Origin of the sequence: Chryseobacterium sp. 2TAF14, from assembly GCF_052115105.1 — a bacterium.
Taxonomy (GTDB): domain Bacteria; phylum Bacteroidota; class Bacteroidia; order Flavobacteriales; family Weeksellaceae; genus Chryseobacterium.
In genome coordinates, this window is sequence record NZ_JBFRGA010000046.1 from 1 (window position 1) to 24,436 (window position 24,436).

The window sequence follows — 24,436 nt, forward strand, 5'->3', positions numbered from 1 at the left end:
CTTTTGAAACTGCACCTACGACGATCAACCACTTCAACAAATCACGCTTTGTGAAAGTTTCTGCGATGTCCGCAAAAGGTTATTACGCAAATGATCTGTTGGTGGATATCATTCCGAAATTAGATAAATTAAAATTACCTGAAGGCTATTATTACAAACTTGCCGGAGAGAAAGAATCGGAAGGTGATGCATTGGGAGGTAATTTCCTGTCGGTTATCGTATTGAGTACATTCTTGTTCATTGCTGTTCTGTTGTTACAGTTTAAAACATTCAAAGGGATCATCATTGTATTGTCGATCATTCCACTAGGAATTTTGGGTGGTGTACTGCTTTTAATAGCGACAGGAAACCCGATGTCATTGGTTTCCATTATTGGATTCATCGGGTTATCGGGAATACAGGTGAAAAATTCATTATTGCTGGTAGACTTTACCAATCAGTTAAGACTGGAAGGAAAGTCTATCGATGAAGCCATTGCAATTGCAGGAGAAACCCGATTTCTTCCGGTGGTTCTGACATCAGTGACAGCGATCTGTGGTCTGATTCCTTTGGCAGTGAATCCCAATCCCCAAATTGCTCCATTGGCAATCGTGTTGATTGGTGGACTCATCAGTTCTACGATTTTATCAAGAATTGTGACACCTGTGATGTACAAACTGATTCCGCCAAGTCTGGAAATGGAAAGTGGTGAAGAAAAATAATCTTAAAAACTAAATAAAAAATGGAAGAATACATATTAATCACCGGAGCCTCATCCGGAATAGGCTACCATATGGCGATTCAGCTTGCCGAGAAAAACAAAAATCTGATTTTAGTAGCAAGAAGCGAAGATAAACTGAAAAAATTACAGAAAGAACTAATCGAGTTATACAATATTTCTGCTCACTACATCGTCAAAGATCTCTCGGTTGTGGATAATGCCATTGCACTTTATGGCGAAGTTCTGGAAAGAAATCTGTTAGTTTCCGGATTGGTCAACAACGCAGGATTTGCGACCTACGGTGAATTTACCGAGACCTCTTTGGATGACGAATTGAAAATGATCGACCTGAATATCTCAAGTCTTGTAGCTCTCAATAAACTTTTCGTAAAAGATATGGTTGCAAGAAAATCAGGAAGAATTATGAATATTTCTTCTTTGATGGCATTTTTGCCATTTCCTTATTATTCGGTCTATTCAGCGACGAAAAGTTTTGTACTGGCTTTTACAGAGACACTCGCTTCGGAACTGGAAGGAACCGGCGTTGTGGTCACTGCATTGTGCCCAGGACCGATTGATACTGGATTTTACAACGAAGAAATGCTCAAAGCCAATATGATGAAAAGCAATAAACCGGTTCATCCGGAGGTGGTTGCAGAAGAAGGCGTCAAACTTTTATTGAATGGCAAAGGCAAAAAAATCGTTGGTTCAATGAACTGGTTTCTCTCAAACCTTCCACGTGTGACAACGGATTCAATGATGATGAAAATCAAGAAAAAGCTCGCCAGTAAGGCTTAGTAAAACAGACCTCAACTAACGATTTCTAATCACATAAACTATTAAAATGAATAAGAAAAATATATTGATCACTGGAGCCAGTGGAGGTATCGGGCTGGAAACTGCTAAACTTTTAGCCCAAAAAGGATACTCCTTAACCTTGGTGGCAAGAAGTGGAGATAAGTTGGAAGCTATCAGACAGAGTTTACAAGATAATGATCATTCCGTATTTGTAGCGGATCTTTCCGTTGCCGAAGATGTCAATAAACTTGCATCGCATATGCAGGATAAAAAATACGATATTCTTATCAACAACGCTGGATCTGGTCTTTATGGGAAATTCGTCGATCTGCCACTTAATGAACAGATCAATAGAATGTATCTTAATATGGATGCTGTGGTAATCTTGTCTTATGCTTTTTTACAAAATGCCAAAAAAGGAGATGCTTTGGTCAATATCGCATCTTTACTCTGACATTCATCCTTTCCGGGCGCTTCAGTCTACGCTGCTACAAAAAGTTTTGTGGCCAATTTTTCTGAGTCCCTCTGGTATGAATTCAAGTCTAAAGGCATTTTTGTTCTGGGATTCAATCCAGGCGCTGCAAAATCCGAATTTCATCTACACGCAGGAAAGCAGGCCAGTGCATATCCGGATTTTATTTTGTCATCCACTCAGGATGTTGCTAAAGAATTGGTCACAGCACTGGAATACAGGTCTAAGCCGAGGGTAATGCAAGGATGGAAGAACAGATTGATGCTTTTCGCCTTCAGATTCTTAAGCCGAAAGTCAGCTGTTAATATTATGGGCCAAATCAGTCCTGGAATGAAGAACTAAGATCTAGATGTCAGATTATTAACAATTAAATTTTATTACAATGCTAAAACAAAGAATAGCCTTTGCTATGATAATGGGAACCATTACAACAGGCCTCATAACCTATATTTTGATTTCCATCAATTTCGGATGGGCTCACAATCTTTTAAAAGTATGGCTGAAATCCTGGCTGATATCTTATCTTATTTCGATTCCTGTTATCCTGTTGATTTCTCCAATAGTAGACAGGTTGGTCAAAAAAATATTTAGTTCAGGAACTGACAGCGCAACTAAATAACCTGATTTTGGGATCCGGAAGGTTCTATAATTAATGAGAATAGCTTTAGCCAATTTGTATAAATATATATACAATTGGCTAAAGCCAAAATCTAATTTTATTATGGTTACAGCCTTTCATGTTTGTTATCTGGTATATCATTATAGAAATATGCAATTTAGAATTCTGCGGTATTAAAAAAACAAATCAAGTTTTTAAATTCTGAGATTGGTCTACTTATGAAAGATGGTATTATTAATAAAATTTAGCAATGGTTCTTCAATTAACTTTATACAAAAGTGGAGTTTCTTGCCACGATTTACAACGTCAAAGTATTACCTTGGGAATTTATTATTTGATATAAAATCTCAAAAAACGATAAATTTAAAAATGAGTTAGTCTCATAACTCAATAATTTGGGTTGAGAATCCTGTGTATGAAAACCATTTCCCGACAGGAGGTCGAAAAAACATAAAAAAAGTCCGTTTTCACTAGGTGTGAGACGGACTCATTTTTAAAACTGTACTTTTTCGAACAATTATGTATTGTAAGATTTCCAGTCAATATTATCTTTTGCCCATTGTTTGGCAGAAGTTGTTTGAATTCCTTTTTTAGCATTAAAAGAATTTTCTAATGGCCATGAAACACCTTTCCCAGCACCGAATATGGAACGATATTTTTTCACARAATTAGTAGGATCATTTTTTAAATCATTATCTATCTCTGTCATATCAGAAAGTGTACGGCTATAATTTTGTTCTGATAAAGCTTCGGCAATATCAGCTAACTGTCGGTAAGTAATTGTATCTCCAGCAATGTGAACGATCTCATCTTCGATCAGTGGTTCTTGAAAGAAAATCTCGGCGGTCAGTCTTCCGATATCATCCGGTGTCGTCAATGTAACTGCCGTATCCCAACCCCCAATAGCATTGATCGATTTATTCTCTAAATCAAGAATTCCAAAGAATGGCTCAAAAAGATAACTGGTAAACATACCTGTTGAAATAATGACCCATTTTGTGGAACTTTGCGATTGTAAAAGTTCTCGTACGTCAAGCTGTTCATCAAAAAGATCCTGAGCACTGCCTCGTCCAATCACTTCAAAATCGACCCCAAACTGCCAAGGAAAATATCTTTTGACACCGGCATCAAGAACGGCATTTGCTAATTTCAGCTGAAAACCTCCGGCACCAGTTCCATACCCTGTACATGATATTATAGCATCATAGTTTTTAAAAATGGAAATAAGTTCTGATGATGGTGCAGAAAGATCGCCTTCAAGTAATTCGACACCTATTTCCCTGAGCTCATTAATATTCTTTTTCTTATCTGGATCTTTTGAGTTTATCGTTGTTTCTCTCAAAAGAACCGTAACTGTTACATTGTTATAAATGACAGCCTTTTGCGCAATATTTCGGATGACTGGCATTCCCAATTCGCCAGCTCCTAAAATTAAAATTGATGTATTTTCCATTTAAAAATCGTTAAAATTTAAATCCATTGTAGTTGATAATGAATTCATTTCCTAAGCAAAATTACTAAGTTCAAATACCGAAAACAATAAGGTACTTGGTTGTAAGTTGCAGACATCAATGTTAGTTTTTTGATTCTTAGACAAATTAAATTACTTCAAAGAAAACTTTTTTCGTAGTTCTCTCCAAATTAGAAAATCCATTTTACAAATAGTTTTGTCATTAGAAAAATATATCTTTATAAATACTAATTATACTATATGGAAAGACTGATGACGGACGAAGAAATTGTAAATGTTTGGGATGACATTTGCAAAGTACTGAATAAAGATCAGGATGAGCTTAAACATGATATACTCAATCACGTTGGCAATAAATGGTCACTGTTTGTAATTCATGCATTGCGAATAGATGGAAAAATGCGTTTCTCAAGTTTGGAGAGTCATATCAAAGGCATTAGTCAGAGAATGTTAACAAAATGCCTCAGAGAATTAGAGCGAGATGGATTGGTATCAAGAACTATTTATCCGGAAGTACCACCAAGAGTAGAATATGAATTAACTTCTCTAGGTTGCGGTTTATTGGTACAGGTTACTCCACTTTGGTTGTGGATTGCTAAAAATAGTAATGAACTTAATAATGCGAGATCCGAATATTTAAAAACGTCGGAAAAGTAAAAAACAAAAATTATTTCGAGGAAGCTGTAAAAATCTCAAAAAACAATTATTAAAATAATCAGCAAAGATTAAAAAAAATGGCGCCAACTGTCTTCAGTTGGCGCCATTTGGCTGTTTGTGACCTTAACGAGCGTATCTTCAAACACTTTTATAGATGATTTGGTTCGATTAAGTCAAATTAAAAGCGAATTATATTCCCCTCTTTTATTCAACAAATTATTTTAACTTAAGTTTAATGCAATTTAATTTACAAAACTTTTAGAAATCATTATTGGAATTGTAAGTCTTTAATTGGCTATTTCGGCCTTGTATCCATAACCGAAGAATTATCGATATTTTCTAAATATCATTAATATTAGTGGATAGCTTCTTTAATTTTAGTCTTGAATAATACACACTATTAAATAAAGAAAAACTAAATTAGTTGTGCAAAGAAATTGGTATGCTTAAAAACGATTCAATTACATTAAATAGAATGGATTACAGCAGTGGGATTGCTGTTGGTATTTGGAACGGATCTACACCAGGTATTATAAAAGCACTTTCACCTCATAGGCACGACCACTATACTTGCATGCTAATTGAAACTGATCAGCTTGAAGTTGTATTTGATTTTAAGCATTTAACAATGCCGGTGGGGACACTTTTTGTCTCTCCTCCTGGACAAGTTCATCAGATTGTAGAGACTCTTAACGCAACCGGTTATTATCTGTCTTTTGAAAGCCGTCATATCGGTAGAATGGCACAAACCAGTTTAGATAATTTGTTAGAGGAAACCTTGATTATCGATCTCTCTAATAATGAGCGTGATTGGTTTAGAACAATTTTTGATTCAATGATAAAATTACAATATCTGAACGATAGCTCATACAGACAAGTTGAAGAACCATTGCTTTCAGCTTTAATTGAACAGGCAGTTTTATGCTACGAACGTCAATCACTCATTAATTCTGAAAGTATAAGTCTACGTTCTATCAGTCTCACAAAGGAATTCAGGAATCTTGTAAAATCCCATTTTCGGACGATAAGGCGTCCATTTGAATATGCAGAAAAGCTTAATATTACTGTTGCACATCTAAGTGATACAGTAAAAAAAGTAAGTGGATTATCAGCTTCCGAACTAATCCAAAAGGAAGTGATGAACGAAGCGCAAAGATTGCTCTACTATACGGAAATAAGCATCAAGGAAATTTCCTATCAGCTGGGATATCAAGATGTAAAGTATTTCATTAGACTATTCAGTAAAAAAGCAGGTTGTTCGCCAAGTGAATATCGGAAGAAATACGCTAAAAACTCTGACCAAACCTAAGATCATTAAGATTATTCCTTCTTTTGTCCACCTTTTACCTTAATTTGTGAGTGGCATCGCATATACAGATTGCTCAATTTTGTAATAGAAAAAAATTACTTCTAAAGAAAATTTAAGTTTTATGATTGGACAGGATTTTGTTGAACGCTCAGTATTCTCATTGTCAAAAACTCCGGAGGGAATAGTCGATTCTTTTCTTGCTCACATGAATTCTTTCAACACTGAGATTATGCTTGGTTTCTACGAGGAAGATGCAATCTTTATCGGTGAAAATGGTAAACCTAGGCGAGGAAGATTGGAGATTGCGCGAGAATTAGACTACTTCTTTAAATTCGGTTTACCAGTCAAAATTACAACAAGGAATATTTATGTAGATGGTAATTTAGCATCACTAATCTTGGATTGGATTATAACAGGTAATGCAAATAATGGAGAAAAAGTATATATGCGTGGAACATCTAATGATTATGCGAAAAGAGGAAGAGATGGATATTGGAGATATTGGTTTGAAAACCCTTTTGGAATTCAGGTGCGCAGCTTGTTTTAATCAACTTTATAATATTAAATAAATCAAATATGAAAATTTTAGTAATAGGAGCTACAGGTTTAACAGGAAGGCTTGTAACGAAAAAATTAGAAAAACTTGGTCATGAGGTAGTAATTGGTTCGCCATCTCAAGGTATAAATATCCTTACTGGTGAAGGACTTCAGGAAGCATTGACTGGAACTGAAATAGTAGTTGATCTGTCAAATTCATCTTCTCCCGAAGAAGAAAATGCACTTCGATTTTTTGAAACTGCGGGAAAGAATCTTGTTAATGCGGAATTGAATACTAGTGTAAAGCATCATATCGTTTTATCAATTGTAGGAACAGATGATGCATTKGAAATCGGATATCTTAGAGCAAAAAAACTTCAAGAGGATACTATTAAAAACTCAGGTATACCTTACACTATAATTAGGTCAACACAATTTCACGAACATGTGGAAGCCATCATCCAAGTTCAGGGAGAAGGGGACAAAGTCTTTGTATCAAAGTTAGATTATCAGCCAATTGCACTTGATGATGTTGCAGAGTTCGTAGTAAAATTTTCCTTGGAAGAGCCTAAAAATGACACCATCGAAATTGCAGGACCGAGACGTGGCAAAATGGAGGATTTTGTATCTAAGTATATTCAAATTACAAATCAGGATAAAAAAGTGATTATAGACAATGAAAATAAGTATATGCATTTTGTTGTTCCTACTTCACTTCTAGTCCCCGGTGGTCAGTATTCTGCTGGTAAAGTAATTTTTGAGAATTGGGCCCTTGAGCTATTTAAAAGCTAATCCCTTAAGTATATACTTTTGCTTTCGATAATTCTAGAATTTAAGTGCAGATATAATTGGTCTGCATTTTTGATTAAGTAGTATACTGCATTTTTGTGAAAATATTTTCTAGGAAACTTTGACTAATCTAAAAGAATCGCTTTGAGATTTAAGTCAAAACAAAAGTTTCGTTTTTAAATGTAGGAAGTTGTTAATTAAAAACTTCTCAAGCTATTTTTGCTTCCGGATACGGCTCAAAGTTTCTTTTGTAATTCCCAAATAAGATGCAATAAGATGTTGCGGAAATCTCTGTAAAAATGCGGGATGAGTTTTAAATAAATTATTATAACGCTCAACTGCAGGAAGGCTTAGCGCATTATTTACGCGGTTTTGCATCGCTATGCCGTGGTTCATATCCAGGCGTTTTGTCAATTCGTTGAGGGCAGGAACTTTTGTCATTTCTTTAATGCCTTCTTGCGAAATTATCAATATTTCGGTGTCTTCACAAGCTTCAATATAATAAATAGTCGGCTTGGAACCCAAAAGACTTTCGCGGTCTGCAACCCACCAATTTTCTAGATAAAGATTAATGACATTTTCTTTCCCCGAATCATCTACAGAATATTGTTTCATCGCTCCGTTAATGATAAAACCACAGTATTTGCAGATTTCTCCTTGTTTCAGAAAAAACTGTTTTCTGCCAATTTTTTTATAAATAAATAGCTCTCGTATAAACTCTTTGTCTTCAGAACTCAACGGTGATGAACTGTATTCTTCTATGTAACTGAAAAGAACTAAAAAACTGTCTTGATTAATATTCATATTTAAATGCTGAACTTTATTTCCGGATTTACGAATTTAATGAAAATAATCTGGTAATAAATCGTCATAAAAGCCAATATCAAAATTGATTGTTGAATTCATTCGATGCAAAATATTTATTATCAAATATCAACAATTTCCGGTCGCCACTTCCTATAAATTTGCAGTATAAATAACAATTTAAAACATAATTACAATGGCAACAAAATGGAACTTAGACCCAACACACAGTGAATTGACTTTCAAAGTAAGACATATGATGATTTCAAATGTCAAAGGAAATTTTACCAATTTTGATGTGCAGCTGGAAGCGGAAGACGATACTTTTTCAAACGTAAAAACAACGGCAACGATTCAGACAGATTCTATATCCACTTACAATATGGATAGAGACAATCACCTGAAATCTGCAGATTTTTTTAATGTAGAAGTGCATCCTACAATCACTTTCGAAGCTTCCTCATTAAGTGACGATGTAACTGGAAATCTTACCATCAACGGAATTACAAAACCAATTACGCTGGATGTCGATTTTAACGGTATCAAAACAGATCCTTACGGAAATACGAGAGCCGGATTTTCTTTCGAGGGCAAAATCAACAGAAAAGAATTCGGACTTACCTGGCACGCTGCACTTGAAGGCGGAGGTGTAATGGTAAGCGATGAGGTAAAATTGGCCGGTGAATTACAGTTTGTAAAAGAATCTTAAACATCACATTGCAAGCATAACAGAAAAGCCTTTGGAATTTCAAAGGCTTTTTCATTTTACAGTCAAATGATTAATGGAATTTATTCCCGCTGAACATTCCCGTATCGCTGTATTTAGCGTCTTTTTTTATCTGAAACAAGACCAGGTCACTTTCTGTAATGGCTTCAAAAGTTAAATTTTCTTCGAAAATCACACTGTCACTTTTTGCAATGGTCTCATTTCCGATTTTAATTTCTCCATTAAAACAGTAAATAAAGTTGATAAATTTTTCATTCCATTCCGGAATTTCAACAACTTTATCTTCTTGCAGTCTAATGTCGAAAATATTAGTTTCCACTCGTAATTTCAATGGCGAATCAGTTGTGTTTCCGGCAATCAATCTCCAGCTATTTTCACTGAAAATTGTTTCAAATTGATGAAACTGAACCTGTGGCGGCAAATCATTTTCAGAAGGCCGCATAAATATTTGAAGCATTTCTACATCTTCCTCGGCATTTTCTTCGTGTGAAACTCCGCTTCCCGCATTCATCAGCATCATATAAGAATTGCTCAGATGTTCCTTTTTACCCGTGCTGTCGAGATGAACCATCTTTCCCGAACGGATATAGGAAAAAATCTCATCATCCTGATGCGGATGCATCGGAACCAAACCGGGAGGTTTAAATAAGGCATGGTCAATTCTGCCGATAGTCAAAAATCCGGTATCGTTTTTTCCGAGATTGCTTCCCGGATATAATATTTCAACGTGAAATGTCTGATTTCCGTGTGTATGTTTTTCTGAAGCTCTGATGATTTTCATAAGATAGGTTTTAATTTTAAAAACAAAAGAAACACCGCTTTTATATCGTAAAACGATGTTTCTTTTGATAATGAAATTTTAATGATAGTTTAAAATTCCAACCAGTTTTTCTCCGTTCGGACTTGTCCAGTCAATGGCCAATTCCGAAATAATCTGGTCGACTGTAGTGATAATTGCGCCTGCCTGTCTCATTCTTTCCAAGGCCAGATTATCGCCGTATTTGGTGTAGGATGCAGATGCATCTGCAGAAACCTGTACTTCATATCCTTCATCCAACATCTGTAAAACCGGGAAAGTCACACAGATTTCTGTCGTAACACCTGCTACGAAAAGTTTTTTTCTGCCTAAAGCTTTTACCGCTTCATTAAAACCTGCGTGATGCATTGCGTTTACAATTCCCGGACGTTTGATTCGGGCTTCATACGCTTCTGGTAAGATTTCCTGTAATTCTGGAATCAAAGGTCCCTGAACGTAGTTCTCCATACTGGATGTTAAAATCACGGGAAGATTAAGGGCTTTTGCAATCTTGGCCAGTTTAATGGCGTTTTGCTTTACCAGATTGATGTCGTGAGAATGTGTCCACGCCATAGTTCCTACTTGGTGGTCGATAAGCAGCATCGCTGCGTTTTCCGGGTTGAATGCTTTTGTGTGCATAATAAATGTATTTAAGTTAATATTATTTAATGATGTACTTCAGACGTGTAAGTGCTTATTGTACAGGACAAAATTAGGCTCAGTTGAAGCCTTAAAACGGTGATATTTGATACAAAAATCCTGTGACAAATGTCAATGATTTTAGTTAAGTAATTAATTTACAATGCATTGATTTAAATACTGTACTTTCTAATTTAATTTTTCAGAATAAATAAAATAAAAATCGGCTGTGAGAAAAATTGCCAACTCTTTGGGAAATGTTGCCTAACTGTTGCCTGGTTCAAAGCTGCAACTTTGTAATGTCAATAATGACAAACAATTTTAAAACATATTATTATGGCACGCATTAAAGCACTAAATCCGGAAGAAGCTACTGGAAAAACAAAAGAACTTTTTGATACTGTACAATCTAAAATGGGAATGGTTCCCAATATGATGAGAACACTGGGCAATTCTCCAGCGGTACTCAATGCTTATCTGGGATTCAACGCCGGATTGAGCTATTCGTCGCTAGGCGGAAAATTAGGAGAATTAATTGCGCTTACTGTCGCTAATGAAAATGGTTGTGATTACTGTAATGCCGCTCACAGCTTTGTCGGAGGTAAGATGGGAATCAGTGAGCATGAAATTGATGATGCAAGAAACGGATTTTCTTCTGACGCTAAAATAAATGCAGCATTGGCTTTCACAAAAGAAATCCTGAATAAAAAAGGAGCGGTTTCCAGCGAATCTTTGGAAAATGTAAGAGCTGCCGGTTTTAATGACGCTCAGATTCTTGAAATTTTAGCGCAGGTTTCATTAAGCATCTTTACCAATTATGCCAATATTTTATCAGAAACAGACATCGATTTTCCGAAATTGGCACCCATTTCTAAAAATTAATCACAGTAAGATTAGAAATTTAGTTATGATTGAAAATCGTCCTGAGAAATCAACAGGGCGATTTTTTAATATTTGTATTTTCAGATTAAATATAATAAATGTCAATTGAACGAAAATTTTTAAATTTGATACATAACGATTTTCTTGATCGCCTCAAAAAACTATAATGTACGAACCACTTTTTGATTATATAGAACGCTACAGCCATTCAAGCCTTTCAAATGACGAAAAAGCAAAGATTCAGTCGCTGTTGCTGCCGAAAAAATTAAGGAAAAAACAATATTTTCTTGAGGAAGGAAATATTTGCCCTTACACAGGTTTTATACTCAAGGGTGCGATGAGACAGTTCAGCGTAGACAGTCATGGGATTGAGTATATTCTGCAATTGGCGGTAGAAAACTGGTGGATTGTCGACCGCCAGAGTTTTATGAATCAGACGCCTTCGAAATATTATATCGAAGCTTGGGAAAATACCGAATTATTACTATTACCAAGACCTAATCTAGATGCTTTTCTTGAGATTCCTTCAGTGCGAGATATGTTCTGGAAAATGAGCGAAAACAATCATATTGCCTCACAAAAACGCGTGGATGATGCGATAAGTCTCAGTGCTTTGGAGCGCTATGAAAGTTTTGTTCACCTTCATCCGGATATGATTCAGCGATTTCCTTTGCACCAGATTGCTTCTTATTTGGGAATTTCCCGTGAAACGCTTAGCAGAATCAGAAAACAAAGTTTCCGTTAATCAAATTCTGTTGCATTGATTGTGACAAATGTCAACGATTTCAAATGTTTCTCTGGTGTAAATTTGCTTCATTCATAATTTTAAAAACAAAACGATGGACTCAGATATTAAAATTATAAACGTGGCAAGTGGAAAAAGACTTGCTGTAGCGGGAGGAAATTACCGGATTATCATTTCCGGGGAAGAAACCGAGAACCGTTTTGCTGTGATTGAAATGACCGTTCCGCCGAATGGAGGTCCGCCACCGCATTCTCATCCACACACCCACGAAACTTTTTATGTTTTGGAAGGTGAAGTTGAATTTAAAACTGAAAAAGGAAAAACTGTTGTTTCCAAAGGCGGATTTGTAGAAATTCCTTTTGGTGGGGCTGTTCATTGTTTTAAAAATACTTCTAATGCTTCTGCCAAACTTCTCTGTACTGTAATGCCTGCAGGATTGGAAAAAATCTTTGAAGCTATCGGACAACCGATTTCTGAAGGCGAGTTTTTGCCTGTTCCGGAAATGACAGAAGAACGGAAAAACTTCCTGCAAAATCTTGATGAAAAGTTTGAACAGAAAACTTTTCCGCCTGATTATTTAGATTGAAATCAATTGTAATTAAATCAGAAGCAATATGATTTTTACCAATAATTCTAATGAGGTTTTACAGATTTACAACCTTACTCCATCTAATTCAAATGTTATCTTTGATATTAACAAAACTGACCTTACCTTTATCTGGAATACAGGAGAACGTATGGAAATTACCGTAGATAAAACCTTATTTCGCCTTCAGAAAAATCAAATTATTTTCCTGACCGAATTTCAAAAAATAGATTCCATTGATTTTGAAACGGCAAGAATGGTTAGGTTTAATCAGCCTTTTTTCTGTATCATCAATCACGACAATGAGGTCGGAAGCAAGGGTTTACTTTTCTTTGGAGCCTCGAACATTCCGGTCGTGACGATTGAAGAAAGTATGGTGAGAGAATTCGATATTTCCTGGGAGATTTTCTGTTTAGAAATACAGAAAGCAGACATTTTACAGCGGGATATGCTCCAGTCTTTGCTGAAAAGAATGTTGATTTTATCGGTAAGGATTTTAAGAAAAACCAATAAGTTTAATACATTGGAAATTAGCCAAAGTGATATGATCAGAGAATTTAATTATTTGGTGGAGAGTCATTTTACAGAACATCACGATGTTGCTTTTTATGCTTCACAATTGAATAAATCTCCTAAAACCCTATCTAATCTGTTCTCCATCGTTTCAGAGCGTGCCCCGCTGACTATCATCCACGATAGAATTATGATGCACGCAAGGAAGCAGATTAATTATACCAATTTATCAATAAAAGAAATTGCTTACGAACTGGGTTACGACAACATTCAGACCTTCAGTCGTTTTTTTAAAAGCAAGGAAGGTGTTTCTCCTATTCATTACCGTAAAAAAGCTGTGGAATTGTTTGCTTAATCAGTATTTCAAACTTTTTCATTATTATCAAATGTCAACAATTTCTGAAGAAAGCCAAGCATAATTTTGCATTGTAAACAATATAAAACAATATTACAATGCGAAAATCTCTTTCTAAAGAAGTTTTTAATCAGCTTTTTACAGACGCAAGATCACATCATCACTGGACAGAAAAACCTGTAAGCGATGAAGATTTGAAATCCCTTTACGAAATCATAAAATTCGGACCAACCAGCGGTAATCTTCAGCCCGCCCGAATTGTTTTCGTAAGAAGTGAGGAAGGTAAAAGAAAACTGTATCCGGCTTTGGAAGATATGGGAAGCAACTTGAGCCAAGTACAATCTGCTCCCGTAACTGCCATCATCGCACAAGACGAGCTGTTTTGGCAGGAAGCTCCGAAACTTTTTCCCCGAATGGATGTCAAAGGAATGTTCGAGAATGACGCGGCATTTGCAGAATCAATTGCTTACAGAAGCAGTTCTTTAACAGGTGCTTATTTGATGATTGCTGCTCGCGGAATGGGACTGGATATCTGTCCGATGTCGGGTTTTCATAATGATATTATCGATGAAACGTTTTTTAAAGGAACTTCATGGAAAGCCAATTTCATTTGTACTATTGGATATGGTGATGATTCCAGATTGTATCCCCGTGACCCGAGATTGACCTTTGATGAGGCTTGTCGTTTCGAATGATTTTAAAGCTTCAAATTTTTAAATAATATTGATGTAGACCAGATCATTTTTTAATTCAATGTAACTATTCAATTATTATTGATGTCTTTATGATAACTTTGACTCGAAACGGTTCTGTTCAAATGATTAACTTTGATTTTACTAATGATAAAACGACCTACGATATTCCTGAAATAGGATATATGGATGTAATCCCTGAAAGAATCTCGAAGAGTAAAGATACTTTGAATGTAAAAATATTTTATGGCGATTTCTATTGCATGTTAAATCCCGAAACGGGCGAGATAACTGGTGTAAGCAAAGATGTAAAGCCTGAAATGAGAATTCATCTGAAAAAAACAGGAATAAAAGAAAAAAGCTTTACGGAAGAGCAAATCAGATTTACAAACAACGATATTAGTCTTTCAGGTCTTTTATTCAAACCCAAAAAAACTGATCAACCAGTAGCTTATGTTGTTTTGGTGCACCGTTCCGGATGGGAAGACAGGGAAACACCTTGGTATCATTCTTTAGCCTATATTTTGGCTAGCAGAGGCATTGGCGTTTTATTGTACGATAAAAGAGGAACAGGCAAATCCACAGGCAATTTTTCACAGGCAGATTTTAATGATTTATCTGATGATGCGGCCTCCGCATTCAATTATCTGAAAACCAGAAATGATTTGAACTATTCAAAGATAGGTTTTCTGGGTGCAAGTCAGGGAGGATGGCTAGTTCCAATGGCAGCCAATAAAGTTTCCGACCCCGGGTTTGCAATTTTAGTGGTTGGTCCTGCCGTTTCGCTTTATGAGCAGGATATAAACCGGGTGCAATATACTTTAACTGATGAAGGCTATTCAAAAGAATCAATTAATTCTGCATTGGATTACTCCAGATTTTTTTTCAAATATATTGAGAGCAATAAAGTAAAAGACTGGGCCGCACTTCAAAAGAAAGCTTCAGAAATCAAGGGTGAAAAATGGATAGATTATCTGGATATTCCTCAATCGCAAACCGGAGAAGATGTATTGTGGTGGAGAAAGAATAAGTATGATCCAAAAGAAGCTTTAAGTACAATAAAATGTCCAGTCTTAAGTATTTTAGGAGAGAAAGATGTATTGGTACCACCCGCTGAGAACATAAATAAAATGAAAACATATCTTACAAAAGCGGGCGTAAAATATAAAATCGTTACCATAAAAGATTGTAGTCACGATATGATTACCGTAAGTAAAATGAATGTTGGCGAAGAAAACTGGCCTCAAAAATATTGGCATTGGCAAAAGCAGCCGGAAGAATTTGTTGATTCGATTACCGAATTTATTCAATAATAAAGATATATGTGACAAGAGAGAAGGTCTCTCTTCGCTAGGCAAAAAAAGCTAAACGCTTTAAACATCATTGTTTATAGCGTTTTTTGTTTAGTGACAGGATTAGAAAAACACCCATCAATTACAGTTGTATGATCTGTTAACGAATTCTCTGAAAGTTAAAATAGATTAAAAAAATCCATATAAACCAGACTAGTAAACATTCTTTTAGAATTGCATTTATCCTTTATTATTTTTCTATTCAATCTTTAATATAATTGCTGATGAGATCAGATTTGTTTAACGTTAATCATCGGAGATGTAAAATAGTTTTAAATAAATAATGTAGGACTGAGCTAAAAAGAATAAAAATTTGAACGATTTAGTAGAATATGAGCGAAAAAATCGATTTAACTTTATGTTGAATATAAATTAGAATTTTCAAAGTGACATATTAGGATGCTAGTTCTGGCAAATTATTTTTTATGTTTTTTTAATAATGTTGAAGTACGTAATATTATGAGTGCTGTATTTAGTCCAATTATAAAGGCAGTTTTTTTTGACGTTGATGGTACGTTAATTAGTTTAAAAACCAGGAAAATTCCGGAGTCTACTCAAAAGGCAATTGAAAGTCTTCGTAAAAAAGGAATTAAAGTCATTGTGGCAACCGGCCGCTCAATGAATGATCTCAGTCATATCAAGCATATTGAATTCGACGGTTTTTTAACATATAATGGTGGATTTTGTATGACTACCGATCACCAGGTTATATATAGACAGGTGATCCATTCCGATGATATCAAAAGTTTGATCCGTTATTCAGAAAAGTCACCTCTTACATTTACATTGATGTATGAGGACAAGGTAAAAATAAATGCCGTAAGTCCGGATGTTGTTGAATTATACACAAATCTGAATCTTCCGGTGCCACCTTTGTATGATAAAGATGATCTTAATGTAGAAAATGTCCTACAAGTCAGCATTTATATAAATCCTGAGAGTGAAGCTTATTTTATGAAGAAAGTGATGCCAAATTCACTTTCGTCAAGATGGACACCATTGTTTGCGCATGTTAATCCAGGTGGAGTCAGTAAGCAAAAAGGAATACAATATTTTTGTGAACATTACAATATTGATGTATCTGAAACAATGGCATTCGGAGATGGTGGAAATGATATTTCGATGCTAAAATTTGTGAAAGTTGGCGTGGCGATGGGAAATGCTGGAGACAATGTTAAAGAAGTTGCTGATTTTGTTACCGAAGAAGTTGATGATGATGGCGTAGAAGCCGCATTACTGCATTACGGTCTGATAGGATAAATGGAAGGCAATTAATATCTTGAGGAAGAAAAAAATATTAGTAAAAATGGATAGACCAAAATGTATTTAAAAAGTTTGGTCTTTTCATATCAATAATCTTATCTTCAGCACAGACAATACTATACATTAATTTTATATATATATCAAAAATAGTATTAATTGATAACCATGAATAAGAGAGATATTAAACTTGAGGTCAATAAATTTCAGGATGATTTTAGTGGGAACTTCATTTATAATACAGTAAAAAAATCTTTTGAAGATAAAGTCGAAATTGATCTTGAAGAGCTTTGTGCTAAATTTTTACTGGAAGAATTTGATGATACCGAAACACCTGTGAGTTTCTATGGGCAATATCCTGCATTAAACTATCTGGTAGAGAATGTGAGAGAATTTAAATTTAAGCAGGGGCATCCGGGTGCTTCAAAAGATCCAAGAAAGGAAAACTCCCGAGTTTTAGGGCAGGTGATGTGCAGATATTTTGTCGAAAAGACTTTTGGTTCAGCTTACATGGCAAATGTTGGCACCTTATTAGGCAGGAACCTTCCTGCTGAATATGCTCACATATCGATTGAAAGAACTCAAGAAGGTGATACGCCGGACTTCCTGTTTATGGATAATCATGGTACTCCATGTTTAGCAGAAGCCAAAGGGAGCAGAAAACCAATAGCATTTGATAATAGCAAATTTGATATTTGGCGTGAGCAATTCGATAGAGTGGAGGTAAAAATAAGCGGAAGACCTACCAAGGTTAAAGGTTATATTACGGAATTGGCAATTGCTAATGAAGATAATAAGATGTCAAATTCAGTATTATATATTGAAGATCCTGAGCTACCCGGAGATATATACCGTGAGGGGAATTTGGGTCAATTGATTAAATTGGCACATTACGAACGACTCCTCTCCAAAACATTTTTAAATTTTATTGGATATTCTCTACTTTCAGAAGACAAATTATCCAAAAATAAAAAATATGAAGTTCCAGTTTTTAAAATAGAGGGAATATCTATGTTACAGGATGAAGAAATAGTGTCACTGTACGATGATAAGTATTATTATCGACGATATTCCAATTACAAGTTCGTGGGAATTACACTCAATAGACTTAAATCACTTCTCGGAATTGCGAAAGGTGTTGAGGAAGATTTTTTGGAAGAATATAAATATGAGAATTTTAATTCTGTATTCTTTAGATTTAGCGATGGTTTTGTAGTTTGCAATTCCAATCTTTTGGAGTTTGTTGGTTTTAGATTGATATAATTTCTGATTGATGGTAAAGTAATCTATATGTAATTAAGATTTTTAAAAATTTCATTGCTTTTGATAAAGAGAAAATTGAATGATTAAAAGATGCTAAAATAGGGATACTGTTTAAGGTTACAATTTAGGTCTGTATTTCAAGATCCTTTCTGTTTTTTATGCATTTCAGTTTATTATATTTAAGAACTAATACAAAAACTAAAATATCATGAAAAACTATCAGTCTATTAATCCTAAGAAACCTGAAAATATAGCATTGAGTTTCTCTGGGGGTGGATTTCGTGCTGCTTCTTTTTCTTTGGGTTGTCTGTCTTATCTGGAGCAGTTAGAATTTGATAACCGCCCTTTCATGGATCTTGTGAAGTTTTCTTCTTCGGCTTCTGGGGGAACGATTACTCTGCTTTCCTACTCAGTCGCTAAGCGAAAGAATGTACTATTCAATGATTATTTCAGATGGATGATAAGTGATGTGCTTTATGGGGAAAATCTTGTTAATCAGGTATTCGAAATCATGAATTCCCCAACAGAGTGGAGTTTGCGTCCGGATAAGTCAAGAAATCTGATTAATGCTTTTTCAATAGTTTATGACATTAAAATTTTTGAAGGTGAAAAGTTTGGAATTTTATGGGAAGATGGAGGGATTCCTGGTATTTGTGTAAACTCTACTGAGTTCCAAAATGGAATGTCCTTTCGTTTTCAAAATACAGGAGAGGCAGGAAATGCCTTTATTCATGTAGTCTCTGACGATGATTTCAAAAAGATTAAATTAGGTGATATTCTCGCTTGTTCATCTTGTTTTCCAGTAGGTTTTGAACCTTTTGTTTATCCAAAGGATTTCAGCTATAAGGGGTTGGATAAAGAAGTTTTAAAGGATGCCGTATCGATGGATAACAGGTACGTTAACAATGAAAAAAAGTCCTCGGATCTCTTTCCTTTGATGGACGGAGGTATAGATGATAATCAGGGAATAGATTCATTTATGAATGCTGAAATACGATTGCAAAGAAAAAATAAGTTTGGTTACGATCTTTATATGACGTGTGACGTAAGTAGTAATTATACCAACGGTTATCAATATCCCTCTCAAAGCAAACCTGGCTGGTTTGGAAAACGGAGCTTATTTTTTTACATGATATTAAACTTTTTACTTTTGGCTTCAGGTATTTTAGGGGCTGTTTTCGATTTCTGCAAAGGACTTTCTTATGCCGTAATTGGGATTACAAGTGCTTTGAGTACAATACTTGCCGTTATTTTAGTTAAGCTAATATTACTTAAAAACAGAGCTGCGGCCGAGCGTTCAACGGCTACTTTGCTAATCTTAAAGCACATGTGGTTTTTTATGCGCATTGATGTTAGTATTCTTGCTCAGGAGATTTATGCTCGTCTCACTTCCACCGGGGAAATGGCAGCAGTAATCTTTTTAAAAAAAATTAGAAGAGCCTCTTATGGCGGATTATTTCAGCGCGTTACTCCTGTTGGAGATACTAAAGGGGCAGCTAGTCCGGATGGTCCTGCGGTAAAAAATCTTAAATTTTGGGGTCAGTTTTCGGTTATGAATGCGGTTTATTTGCTGAGCAGTAAGAATAAAAAGCAACGTGATATTGACCTGAATAAGGAAGTTTGGACAAAAAAAGGATTAAAAATTAGAGTAGACAATACACTGCTTGATCCTATGAGTTTTATGGAACCATCCGAAGCCATGATCAACATTGCTGATCTTGCTACTAAAATGGAGACAACACTTTGGTATGATGCAAACCATATAGCACAACGTCAGCCAGAGGCAATTGTAGCTGCAGGACAATTCACTACGTGCTACAATTTGCTCCGTTGGTCCTTACGCTTTTCAGATGAGCCATATCAGACATTTTGGAATGACTTCCAGCAGAAGCTGATCGAACAATACGCTAAATTTAAGGATGATCCTTATTGGCTATTTAATGAGTATCAAAATTAATCAATAGAAAGAAGAGATAACGAAATTCTTGGATACTTTAGGTTTGCTGTACTTATTTATTGCCAGTAGTTTTAGTACAGTCATTTTAAATTGAGCTAATTAGAACAAAAATTTGAACTTTTTAGTAAATATATAAGTAGGAGAAACGATTTAACTTTGCTCAAAATAAAAACAAGCTGTGTAGAAAAATTTTCTTTAGTCCTAATAGTTTTTAATATTTTAATAAAATATCCTCACCAATATTTTTTGAGGCAATAAGCAATATTTTTGTTTATTGTCTTTTTATCTTACAAAAATATAACCTGCCTGATATCATGGATTTACTCTTCAGGCTCATGACGATTATCAAAAAACCATTTCTCTTCATTGTAATTTACAAGCAAATTCTGGAAACAATCAGGTCTGGTTATGAATGATCAGACCATAATCCGAGATGACAAATATTTGATTTTCAAATATCTGTTCCATAATCAGCCAAACATGATCGATCAAAGAAAAAACTTTTTTTTGGCGTTCGTCTATAATGGTCAACAATCCTGTGAAGGATAGATTTTCTATATCATGCATCTCTTCACCTATCTGAAGTTTATGATTTGGATACGTATAACATTTAGAAGCAATTTTAAAAGGAGGCTGATCATGCAAAAACTTTTTAAATAGCATAATAGAATCAAAGAGCTTCATTTGATTTCCGTTTTCACCCTTTAACAGAATGCGGTATTGATCGTGCTCATGCAGTGTTAAATCCTTATGATCTGCTGTTTTTGCGATGATTTTTGTAACCTGAGGTCTGTGTATAGTGGTATGAATAAAAAAATCAATATCTGCGAGTTTGATTTCCTTCTTTATGTTTTGATCCTTTTCAGATCTTTCCCTTAACTGAACTATTTTAATATCTGTATGTTCTGCAAATTTTTTTGCATCGGCTGTAAAGCCGCTTTTTGAGACAATGATTCCACGCTGAATATTACAGTCATCCATTATTGAACGAAGTTTCATCACAACATCTTTATCCACCTTTTTTTTCAAATATTTACATTCGATAGCAGTTCGATAGGTCTTCAATCCATCGGATTCGGAAGTTAATACATCAATCTGATGAGACACGCCTGATGCGCCGATAATTTTACAATGGTGTCCGTAGCCTTCAATAGTAATATTATACTGCTTTCCTAAAGTTTTCGTAAATATATTTGGTAATGTCTTCGTAAAGTTTCCAGTCAAGATTGTTTTTTTGTTCCATCACTTTTAATATTCGTTGACAAGGTTATTTTTGTTATTATTCAAATATAATAACTTTGTCTAATAATGTATTGTATATATGCAACCTTTAGAAACTAGCTTTCAAACCTATTCGCCATCATCTGTATTGGGGCTTTTCAGCAACTCGTTAAAGCTCAACGCAACGATAAATCTGATTTATATAAAAGGCAGATATTCTTTTGGTGGCGGGAAAGCCTATGGTCATTATTATTACGATATTTTGTTCTCTGAATCTGATAATAGCTCAATAGGAGTACGGATCTCTTCTCTTCTGAGAACAAAAATTGAAAACAATAAAGTCTATACCTTCAAAGGATTTATAGAAAAAAGCATAAAAAACTCTTCTATTGAGCTGAGATTTGTCGTTGATGAAATTATAAAACAAGAAGAAAGAGCAATTTCAGAAGAGGATCTTCAGCGGTATGAACTTATTCAAAGAAAACTTGAAAAAGGATCTAAAGACATCGAGGCTGTCATCAGGGATAAAATATTAAAAGAGGAGCCTGTAAGAATCGCTAATATTTTCGGTCATAATGCAATTGTACAAAAAGATTTTACTGAAGGACTGGATGTTTCTCAAAAATATTTTGATATTTCAGAGTATAATTGCAGTATAACATCGGCTACATCAATTCTGGAAAAACTAGAAGAAGTTTCTCAAAAAAAATACGATGTTATTGCATTGGTCAGGGGTGGGGGCGATCGTCAAAGTATGGATGTATTTAATGATACACGACTCTCAGAACTATTTGTCGATCTTGATGCTGTTACCATCACGGCTATTGGGCATACCGTTGATGAAACATTAATGGATAAACTTGCCGATAAGAAATTCCATCTTCCGCATGACTATGGCGCGGGTCTTCATGGTATTATCGAAAAACTATCCCAAGAAAAACTAAATTCGAGAGCACTTTTGATTGAGGATATCAAGAAAGATATTAGCAAGCAGTTTTCAGAGCAGGTTAAGACCTTATCAGAACAACTCTCAAAAAAAAATGAAGAATTTCAAAAATTACAGGAATCTTCTGCAAAGCAAATACAGGAAAGCCAAAAAACCTTTACCGAACAGCAGAAGCAAAGATCATTAGAATTAGAAAATTATAAAAAAGATATAATAGCGCTGCATGAAAAAAACCTTCATTCCGCAGTAAATGAAAAGACGGCTGCATTACATGCAAAACTGGAATCTTTACAAAATGATAATAAAAGATTGAGCATTGAAACAGAGCAAAGCAGAAACAATTATATTAAAGTTATAATTGCAGCAATTTTGGCTTTAATTGTTGGGTTTGTATTGGCAAAGCTTTTTTAAATATATACTCAAAGAATTATTATATTTTTTTTTCTTATATTTTTAGAGATAATAGAGTATTGTTAAAATTAAAGATTGGGATTATTCAGATAGATTATTGTTTCTTCTCTGTGCACCTCTTTTGTTCCTGGGATTGGAAATGAAAACCAATATCTTTCCTCGAGATCTTCAGAACATATTACATGCAATAAGTTTGATATAAAATAAGAAAACGATAACTGCTCAAGATTGTATTTTATATAACATGGGGCATTTCTAGGAACCACAGGAATTAAATTTTCAGGATTATGATGAAATTTGATGAATTTATCAGATCCCAATGATAAATGATTCACAAGACCGCTAGAGCTTTCTAAAATCTCATGTAAACTTCTATGGTTAAAATCCTGCTCGTAGTTAAAAGAAAATATTCCAACAAATTTTTTTCTGTTTTGTTGTTGATCAAAACTTCTAAATTCCTTAAGTAGCTCTAGTTTTTGTATAATGTTATTAATTGCGTTTTTATTTGTACTGTTATTTACAACTTTAGCCTTTACTTCAATGACAGCCCGAACTGCGCTGTCTGTCAAAATAACAAAATCGCCTTCTCTGAAAACTACAGGTGTTTTATCTTCGTAGATAATGATATCAAGTTGTTTGGAAATCTGTGCTTCCGTTCCGTGTAAATGATCATTATTTGACACAATAAAACCTGTACCTATTTTAAGATTTGAAGGTAAAAATTGAGATATGGCTTTGCCAAGAATCGCTTCTTTATATCTTCCTTCTTCGCCCCAATTGGCTCTTCCAATAATATCGCGCACTCGTTCATTGGTAAAAATCAATTCTTGGGTAATTGATCTTTGAAATTTTAAGAGGTTTTGATCAGGCATAAGTGTTTAAATTTTAAGCTTAATAATTATTTATAATATTTTACAATTAGTTATTCAGAATTTTTTTTCTCGAATTCTTTATCTCTAACAATAATGTATAGGGTAGGTAAGCCTACCGCTCCATCATCAATTTCAATTGAATAATGTTCATATTCATTAAAATGATTGAATGAGTTTATAATATTAAAAAATTCGCTTCCTCTGGATATGCTGCTTGGTATAATTCCTTGCCCTACGTTCAATAGATCATGGATAATACAGTTCCAGCCTGCGTCTGAGATGGTTGCATTTTCAAAAGGTAATCCAAGATCACCCAATAAAATTCGGTTAATAAAATGATCCCAACTATATTGAAGATTTGAATCCCAAGGAACTTGTTTAAGCGTAGGATGTTGATCAAGAATTAAATAATGTAGCGCCTTTGATCTTCCTTGTGCATAATCAGGAAAAAACCTTTCGGGAGTTGGATTGATCGATTTTTCATAAACTCTTTTAGGCATCAAAAAATTAATGTCACTGTCGTATAGGCATTTTTGCGATTGAGAATCTATGATGGATTCTTTTTTTGCTTGTGAAATAACAGCACTTCTAAATAGTGGGATTTTATTTTTATCTAATAGGCAAAATACTACTAAAAGATCACCAATTTCGCACTTTGGTGTACTACCACTGCATAAATTGATTGCTTTTGTATGTCTTGTAATCCTTGGCTTTTGATGAACAAAAACTGATGCAAACTTGACCTCATAAGAAGAATTGCTAAGGATAGGAGATAGGTTTTGATTAAGATAATCTACACCCACGCCTTTGTCCAACAAGAATTTTTTTATGATTTCCGGTTCGGTAAGGTTTAAATCAATATTATACCAAGATGCACGCGAATGAAATACTATTTCGGTTGCAAAACGAGCAATATTATTAACAAATATATTGTATTCGGGTGATTGACTCATGTTTATATGATTTATATTAGATAAATATTATTTAATATGCTCTATCAAAAGCCTAATTTTTTCTTCTTTTAAATTGTGAAATTTTCTTTTTTTCCACAGCTATTTTATGC

General features: G+C 34.6%; 26 protein-coding genes. 19 read left to right on the forward strand and 7 right to left on the reverse strand.

Features of this window, described 5'->3' with window-relative positions; translation table 11 throughout:
• The 4 genes from AB4Y90_RS07235 to AB4Y90_RS07250 form a co-directional block, all read left to right on the forward strand.
• On the forward strand, window positions 1-701 hold a 701-nt coding region (locus AB4Y90_RS07235), incomplete at its 5' end, for an efflux RND transporter permease subunit (protein ID WP_441556747.1).
• 20 nt (window positions 702-721) lie between these two features.
• Window positions 722-1,498: an SDR family NAD(P)-dependent oxidoreductase gene (locus AB4Y90_RS07240; protein WP_441556748.1), complete on the forward strand. Its 777-nt coding sequence runs from the start codon at window positions 722-724 to the stop codon at window positions 1,496-1,498.
• Between the two features lie 64 nt (window positions 1,499-1,562).
• Window positions 1,563-1,952: an SDR family NAD(P)-dependent oxidoreductase gene (locus AB4Y90_RS07245; RefSeq protein WP_441556749.1), complete on the forward strand. Its 390-nt coding sequence runs from the start codon at window positions 1,563-1,565 to the stop codon at window positions 1,950-1,952.
• A gap of 400 nt (window positions 1,953-2,352) precedes the next feature.
• Entirely contained in the window at window positions 2,353-2,589 is a 237-nt protein-coding gene (locus AB4Y90_RS07250) for a DUF2798 domain-containing protein (RefSeq protein WP_441556750.1), read from the forward strand.
• A 517-nt stretch (window positions 2,590-3,106) separates the two neighbouring features.
• On the opposite strand, the gene AB4Y90_RS07255 is transcribed toward AB4Y90_RS07250, so the two are convergent.
• Window positions 3,107-4,042 carry an aromatic alcohol reductase gene (locus tag AB4Y90_RS07255; protein ID WP_441556751.1) on the reverse strand — a complete coding sequence of 312 codons (936 nt, stop codon included), beginning with the start codon at window positions 4,040-4,042 and terminating at the stop codon, window positions 3,107-3,109.
• A gap of 258 nt (window positions 4,043-4,300) precedes the next feature.
• On the opposite strand from AB4Y90_RS07255, the gene AB4Y90_RS07260 reads away from it, so the two are divergent.
• The 4 genes from AB4Y90_RS07260 (at window position 4,301) to AB4Y90_RS07275 (ending at window position 7,355) form a co-directional block, all read left to right on the forward strand.
• Window positions 4,301-4,717: a winged helix-turn-helix transcriptional regulator gene (locus AB4Y90_RS07260; protein ID WP_441556752.1), complete on the forward strand. Its 417-nt coding sequence runs from the start codon at window positions 4,301-4,303 to the stop codon at window positions 4,715-4,717.
• A 424-nt stretch (window positions 4,718-5,141) separates the two neighbouring features.
• On the forward strand, window positions 5,142-6,026 hold the full coding sequence (locus AB4Y90_RS07265; RefSeq protein WP_441556753.1) for an AraC family transcriptional regulator: 885 nt from the start codon (window positions 5,142-5,144) through the stop codon (window positions 6,024-6,026).
• A 121-nt stretch (window positions 6,027-6,147) separates the two neighbouring features.
• The gene (locus AB4Y90_RS07270) at window positions 6,148-6,573 is read left to right on the forward strand and encodes a YybH family protein (protein WP_441556754.1); all 426 of its coding nucleotides are present in this window, start codon (window positions 6,148-6,150) and stop codon (window positions 6,571-6,573) included.
• Window positions 6,574-6,602: 29 nt separating this feature from the next.
• Window positions 6,603-7,355, forward strand: a complete 753-nt coding sequence (locus AB4Y90_RS07275; RefSeq protein WP_441556755.1) for an SDR family oxidoreductase — start codon at window positions 6,603-6,605, stop codon at window positions 7,353-7,355.
• A 210-nt stretch (window positions 7,356-7,565) separates the two neighbouring features.
• On the opposite strand, the gene AB4Y90_RS07280 is transcribed toward AB4Y90_RS07275, so the two are convergent.
• Complete coding sequence (locus AB4Y90_RS07280) at window positions 7,566-8,156, reverse strand: Crp/Fnr family transcriptional regulator (protein WP_441556756.1); 591 nt, start codon at window positions 8,154-8,156, stop codon at window positions 7,566-7,568.
• A 196-nt stretch (window positions 8,157-8,352) separates the two neighbouring features.
• Between AB4Y90_RS07280 and AB4Y90_RS07285 the strand changes: the two genes are divergently transcribed.
• Window positions 8,353-8,865, forward strand: a complete 513-nt coding sequence (locus AB4Y90_RS07285) for a YceI family protein (protein WP_441556757.1) — start codon at window positions 8,353-8,355, stop codon at window positions 8,863-8,865.
• Window positions 8,866-8,935: 70 nt separating this feature from the next.
• Here AB4Y90_RS07285 and AB4Y90_RS07290 read toward each other — a convergent pair whose 3' ends face one another.
• On the reverse strand, window positions 8,936-9,664 hold the full coding sequence (locus AB4Y90_RS07290; protein ID WP_441556758.1) for a pirin family protein: 729 nt from the start codon (window positions 9,662-9,664) through the stop codon (window positions 8,936-8,938).
• Window positions 9,665-9,742: 78 nt separating this feature from the next.
• Entirely contained in the window at window positions 9,743-10,318 is a 576-nt protein-coding gene (locus tag AB4Y90_RS07295) for an isochorismatase family protein (RefSeq protein ID WP_441556759.1), read from the reverse strand.
• Between the two features lie 336 nt (window positions 10,319-10,654).
• Between AB4Y90_RS07295 and AB4Y90_RS07300 the strand changes: the two genes are divergently transcribed.
• The 9 genes from AB4Y90_RS07300 (at window position 10,655) to AB4Y90_RS07340 (ending at window position 19,923) form a co-directional block, all read left to right on the forward strand.
• Window positions 10,655-11,200 carry a carboxymuconolactone decarboxylase family protein gene (locus AB4Y90_RS07300; protein ID WP_441556760.1) on the forward strand — a complete coding sequence of 182 codons (546 nt, stop codon included), beginning with the start codon at window positions 10,655-10,657 and terminating at the stop codon, window positions 11,198-11,200.
• Between the two features lie 166 nt (window positions 11,201-11,366).
• Complete coding sequence (locus AB4Y90_RS07305) at window positions 11,367-11,945, forward strand: Crp/Fnr family transcriptional regulator (RefSeq protein WP_441556761.1); 579 nt, start codon at window positions 11,367-11,369, stop codon at window positions 11,943-11,945.
• Window positions 11,946-12,039: 94 nt separating this feature from the next.
• Complete coding sequence (locus tag AB4Y90_RS07310; protein ID WP_441556762.1) at window positions 12,040-12,531, forward strand: cupin domain-containing protein; 492 nt, start codon at window positions 12,040-12,042, stop codon at window positions 12,529-12,531.
• A 28-nt stretch (window positions 12,532-12,559) separates the two neighbouring features.
• A complete protein-coding gene (locus tag AB4Y90_RS07315; RefSeq protein WP_441556763.1) occupies window positions 12,560-13,399 on the forward strand; it encodes a helix-turn-helix domain-containing protein in 840 nt (279 codons plus the stop codon).
• A gap of 98 nt (window positions 13,400-13,497) precedes the next feature.
• The gene (locus tag AB4Y90_RS07320) at window positions 13,498-14,094 is read left to right on the forward strand and encodes a malonic semialdehyde reductase (RefSeq protein WP_441556764.1); all 597 of its coding nucleotides are present in this window, start codon (window positions 13,498-13,500) and stop codon (window positions 14,092-14,094) included.
• 122 nt (window positions 14,095-14,216) lie between these two features.
• Window positions 14,217-15,404, forward strand: a complete 1,188-nt coding sequence (locus tag AB4Y90_RS07325; protein WP_441556765.1) for an alpha/beta hydrolase family protein — start codon at window positions 14,217-14,219, stop codon at window positions 15,402-15,404.
• 498 nt (window positions 15,405-15,902) lie between these two features.
• Complete coding sequence (locus tag AB4Y90_RS07330; protein ID WP_441556766.1) at window positions 15,903-16,703, forward strand: Cof-type HAD-IIB family hydrolase; 801 nt, start codon at window positions 15,903-15,905, stop codon at window positions 16,701-16,703.
• Window positions 16,704-16,871: 168 nt separating this feature from the next.
• Entirely contained in the window at window positions 16,872-17,966 is a 1,095-nt protein-coding gene (locus AB4Y90_RS07335) for a hypothetical protein (protein WP_441556767.1), read from the forward strand.
• 208 nt (window positions 17,967-18,174) lie between these two features.
• The gene (locus AB4Y90_RS07340) at window positions 18,175-19,923 is read left to right on the forward strand and encodes a patatin-like phospholipase family protein (protein WP_441556768.1); all 1,749 of its coding nucleotides are present in this window, start codon (window positions 18,175-18,177) and stop codon (window positions 19,921-19,923) included.
• Between the two features lie 396 nt (window positions 19,924-20,319).
• Here AB4Y90_RS07340 and AB4Y90_RS07345 read toward each other — a convergent pair whose 3' ends face one another.
• On the reverse strand, window positions 20,320-21,147 hold the full coding sequence (locus AB4Y90_RS07345; RefSeq protein ID WP_441556769.1) for a restriction endonuclease: 828 nt from the start codon (window positions 21,145-21,147) through the stop codon (window positions 20,320-20,322).
• A 97-nt stretch (window positions 21,148-21,244) separates the two neighbouring features.
• Between AB4Y90_RS07345 and AB4Y90_RS07350 the strand changes: the two genes are divergently transcribed.
• A complete protein-coding gene (locus AB4Y90_RS07350; RefSeq protein ID WP_441556770.1) occupies window positions 21,245-22,501 on the forward strand; it encodes an exodeoxyribonuclease VII large subunit in 1,257 nt (418 codons plus the stop codon).
• Window positions 22,502-22,569: 68 nt separating this feature from the next.
• Here AB4Y90_RS07350 and AB4Y90_RS07355 read toward each other — a convergent pair whose 3' ends face one another.
• On the reverse strand, window positions 22,570-23,373 hold the full coding sequence (locus tag AB4Y90_RS07355) for a DUF6602 domain-containing protein (RefSeq protein ID WP_441556771.1): 804 nt from the start codon (window positions 23,371-23,373) through the stop codon (window positions 22,570-22,572).
• Window positions 23,374-23,423: 50 nt separating this feature from the next.
• Complete coding sequence (locus AB4Y90_RS07360; protein ID WP_441556772.1) at window positions 23,424-24,326, reverse strand: hypothetical protein; 903 nt, start codon at window positions 24,324-24,326, stop codon at window positions 23,424-23,426.
• Between the last annotated feature and the right edge of the window lie 110 nt (window positions 24,327-24,436).

Bases quoted from the DNA above. Each gene is read 5' to 3' on its own strand.
- AB4Y90_RS07325 (WP_441556765.1), top strand. From the start codon at position 14,217: ATGATTAACTTTGATTTTACTAATGATAAAACGACCTACGATATTCCT.
- AB4Y90_RS07305 (WP_441556761.1), top strand. From the start codon at position 11,367: ATGTACGAACCACTTTTTGATTATATAGAACGCTACAGCCATTCAAGC.
- AB4Y90_RS07355 (WP_441556771.1), bottom strand. From the start codon at position 23,373: ATGCCTGATCAAAACCTCTTAAAATTTCAAAGATCAATTACCCAAGAA.
- AB4Y90_RS07270 (WP_441556754.1), top strand. From the start codon at position 6,148: ATGATTGGACAGGATTTTGTTGAACGCTCAGTATTCTCATTGTCAAAA.
- AB4Y90_RS07285 (WP_441556757.1), top strand. From the start codon at position 8,353: ATGGCAACAAAATGGAACTTAGACCCAACACACAGTGAATTGACTTTC.
- AB4Y90_RS07250 (WP_441556750.1), top strand. From the start codon at position 2,353: ATGCTAAAACAAAGAATAGCCTTTGCTATGATAATGGGAACCATTACA.
- AB4Y90_RS07360 (WP_441556772.1), bottom strand. From the start codon at position 24,326: ATGAGTCAATCACCCGAATACAATATATTTGTTAATAATATTGCTCGT.
- AB4Y90_RS07240 (WP_441556748.1), top strand. From the start codon at position 722: ATGGAAGAATACATATTAATCACCGGAGCCTCATCCGGAATAGGCTAC.
- AB4Y90_RS07280 (WP_441556756.1), bottom strand. From the start codon at position 8,156: ATGAATATTAATCAAGACAGTTTTTTAGTTCTTTTCAGTTACATAGAA.
- AB4Y90_RS07350 (WP_441556770.1), top strand. From the start codon at position 21,245: ATGCAACCTTTAGAAACTAGCTTTCAAACCTATTCGCCATCATCTGTA.
- AB4Y90_RS07300 (WP_441556760.1), top strand. From the start codon at position 10,655: ATGGCACGCATTAAAGCACTAAATCCGGAAGAAGCTACTGGAAAAACA.
- AB4Y90_RS07260 (WP_441556752.1), top strand. From the start codon at position 4,301: ATGGAAAGACTGATGACGGACGAAGAAATTGTAAATGTTTGGGATGAC.
- AB4Y90_RS07330 (WP_441556766.1), top strand. From the start codon at position 15,903: ATGAGTGCTGTATTTAGTCCAATTATAAAGGCAGTTTTTTTTGACGTT.
- AB4Y90_RS07320 (WP_441556764.1), top strand. From the start codon at position 13,498: ATGCGAAAATCTCTTTCTAAAGAAGTTTTTAATCAGCTTTTTACAGAC.
- AB4Y90_RS07315 (WP_441556763.1), top strand. From the start codon at position 12,560: ATGATTTTTACCAATAATTCTAATGAGGTTTTACAGATTTACAACCTT.
- AB4Y90_RS07340 (WP_441556768.1), top strand. From the start codon at position 18,175: ATGAAAAACTATCAGTCTATTAATCCTAAGAAACCTGAAAATATAGCA.
- AB4Y90_RS07295 (WP_441556759.1), bottom strand. From the start codon at position 10,318: ATGCACACAAAAGCATTCAACCCGGAAAACGCAGCGATGCTGCTTATC.
- AB4Y90_RS07335 (WP_441556767.1), top strand. From the start codon at position 16,872: ATGAATAAGAGAGATATTAAACTTGAGGTCAATAAATTTCAGGATGAT.
- AB4Y90_RS07310 (WP_441556762.1), top strand. From the start codon at position 12,040: ATGGACTCAGATATTAAAATTATAAACGTGGCAAGTGGAAAAAGACTT.
- AB4Y90_RS07290 (WP_441556758.1), bottom strand. From the start codon at position 9,664: ATGAAAATCATCAGAGCTTCAGAAAAACATACACACGGAAATCAGACA.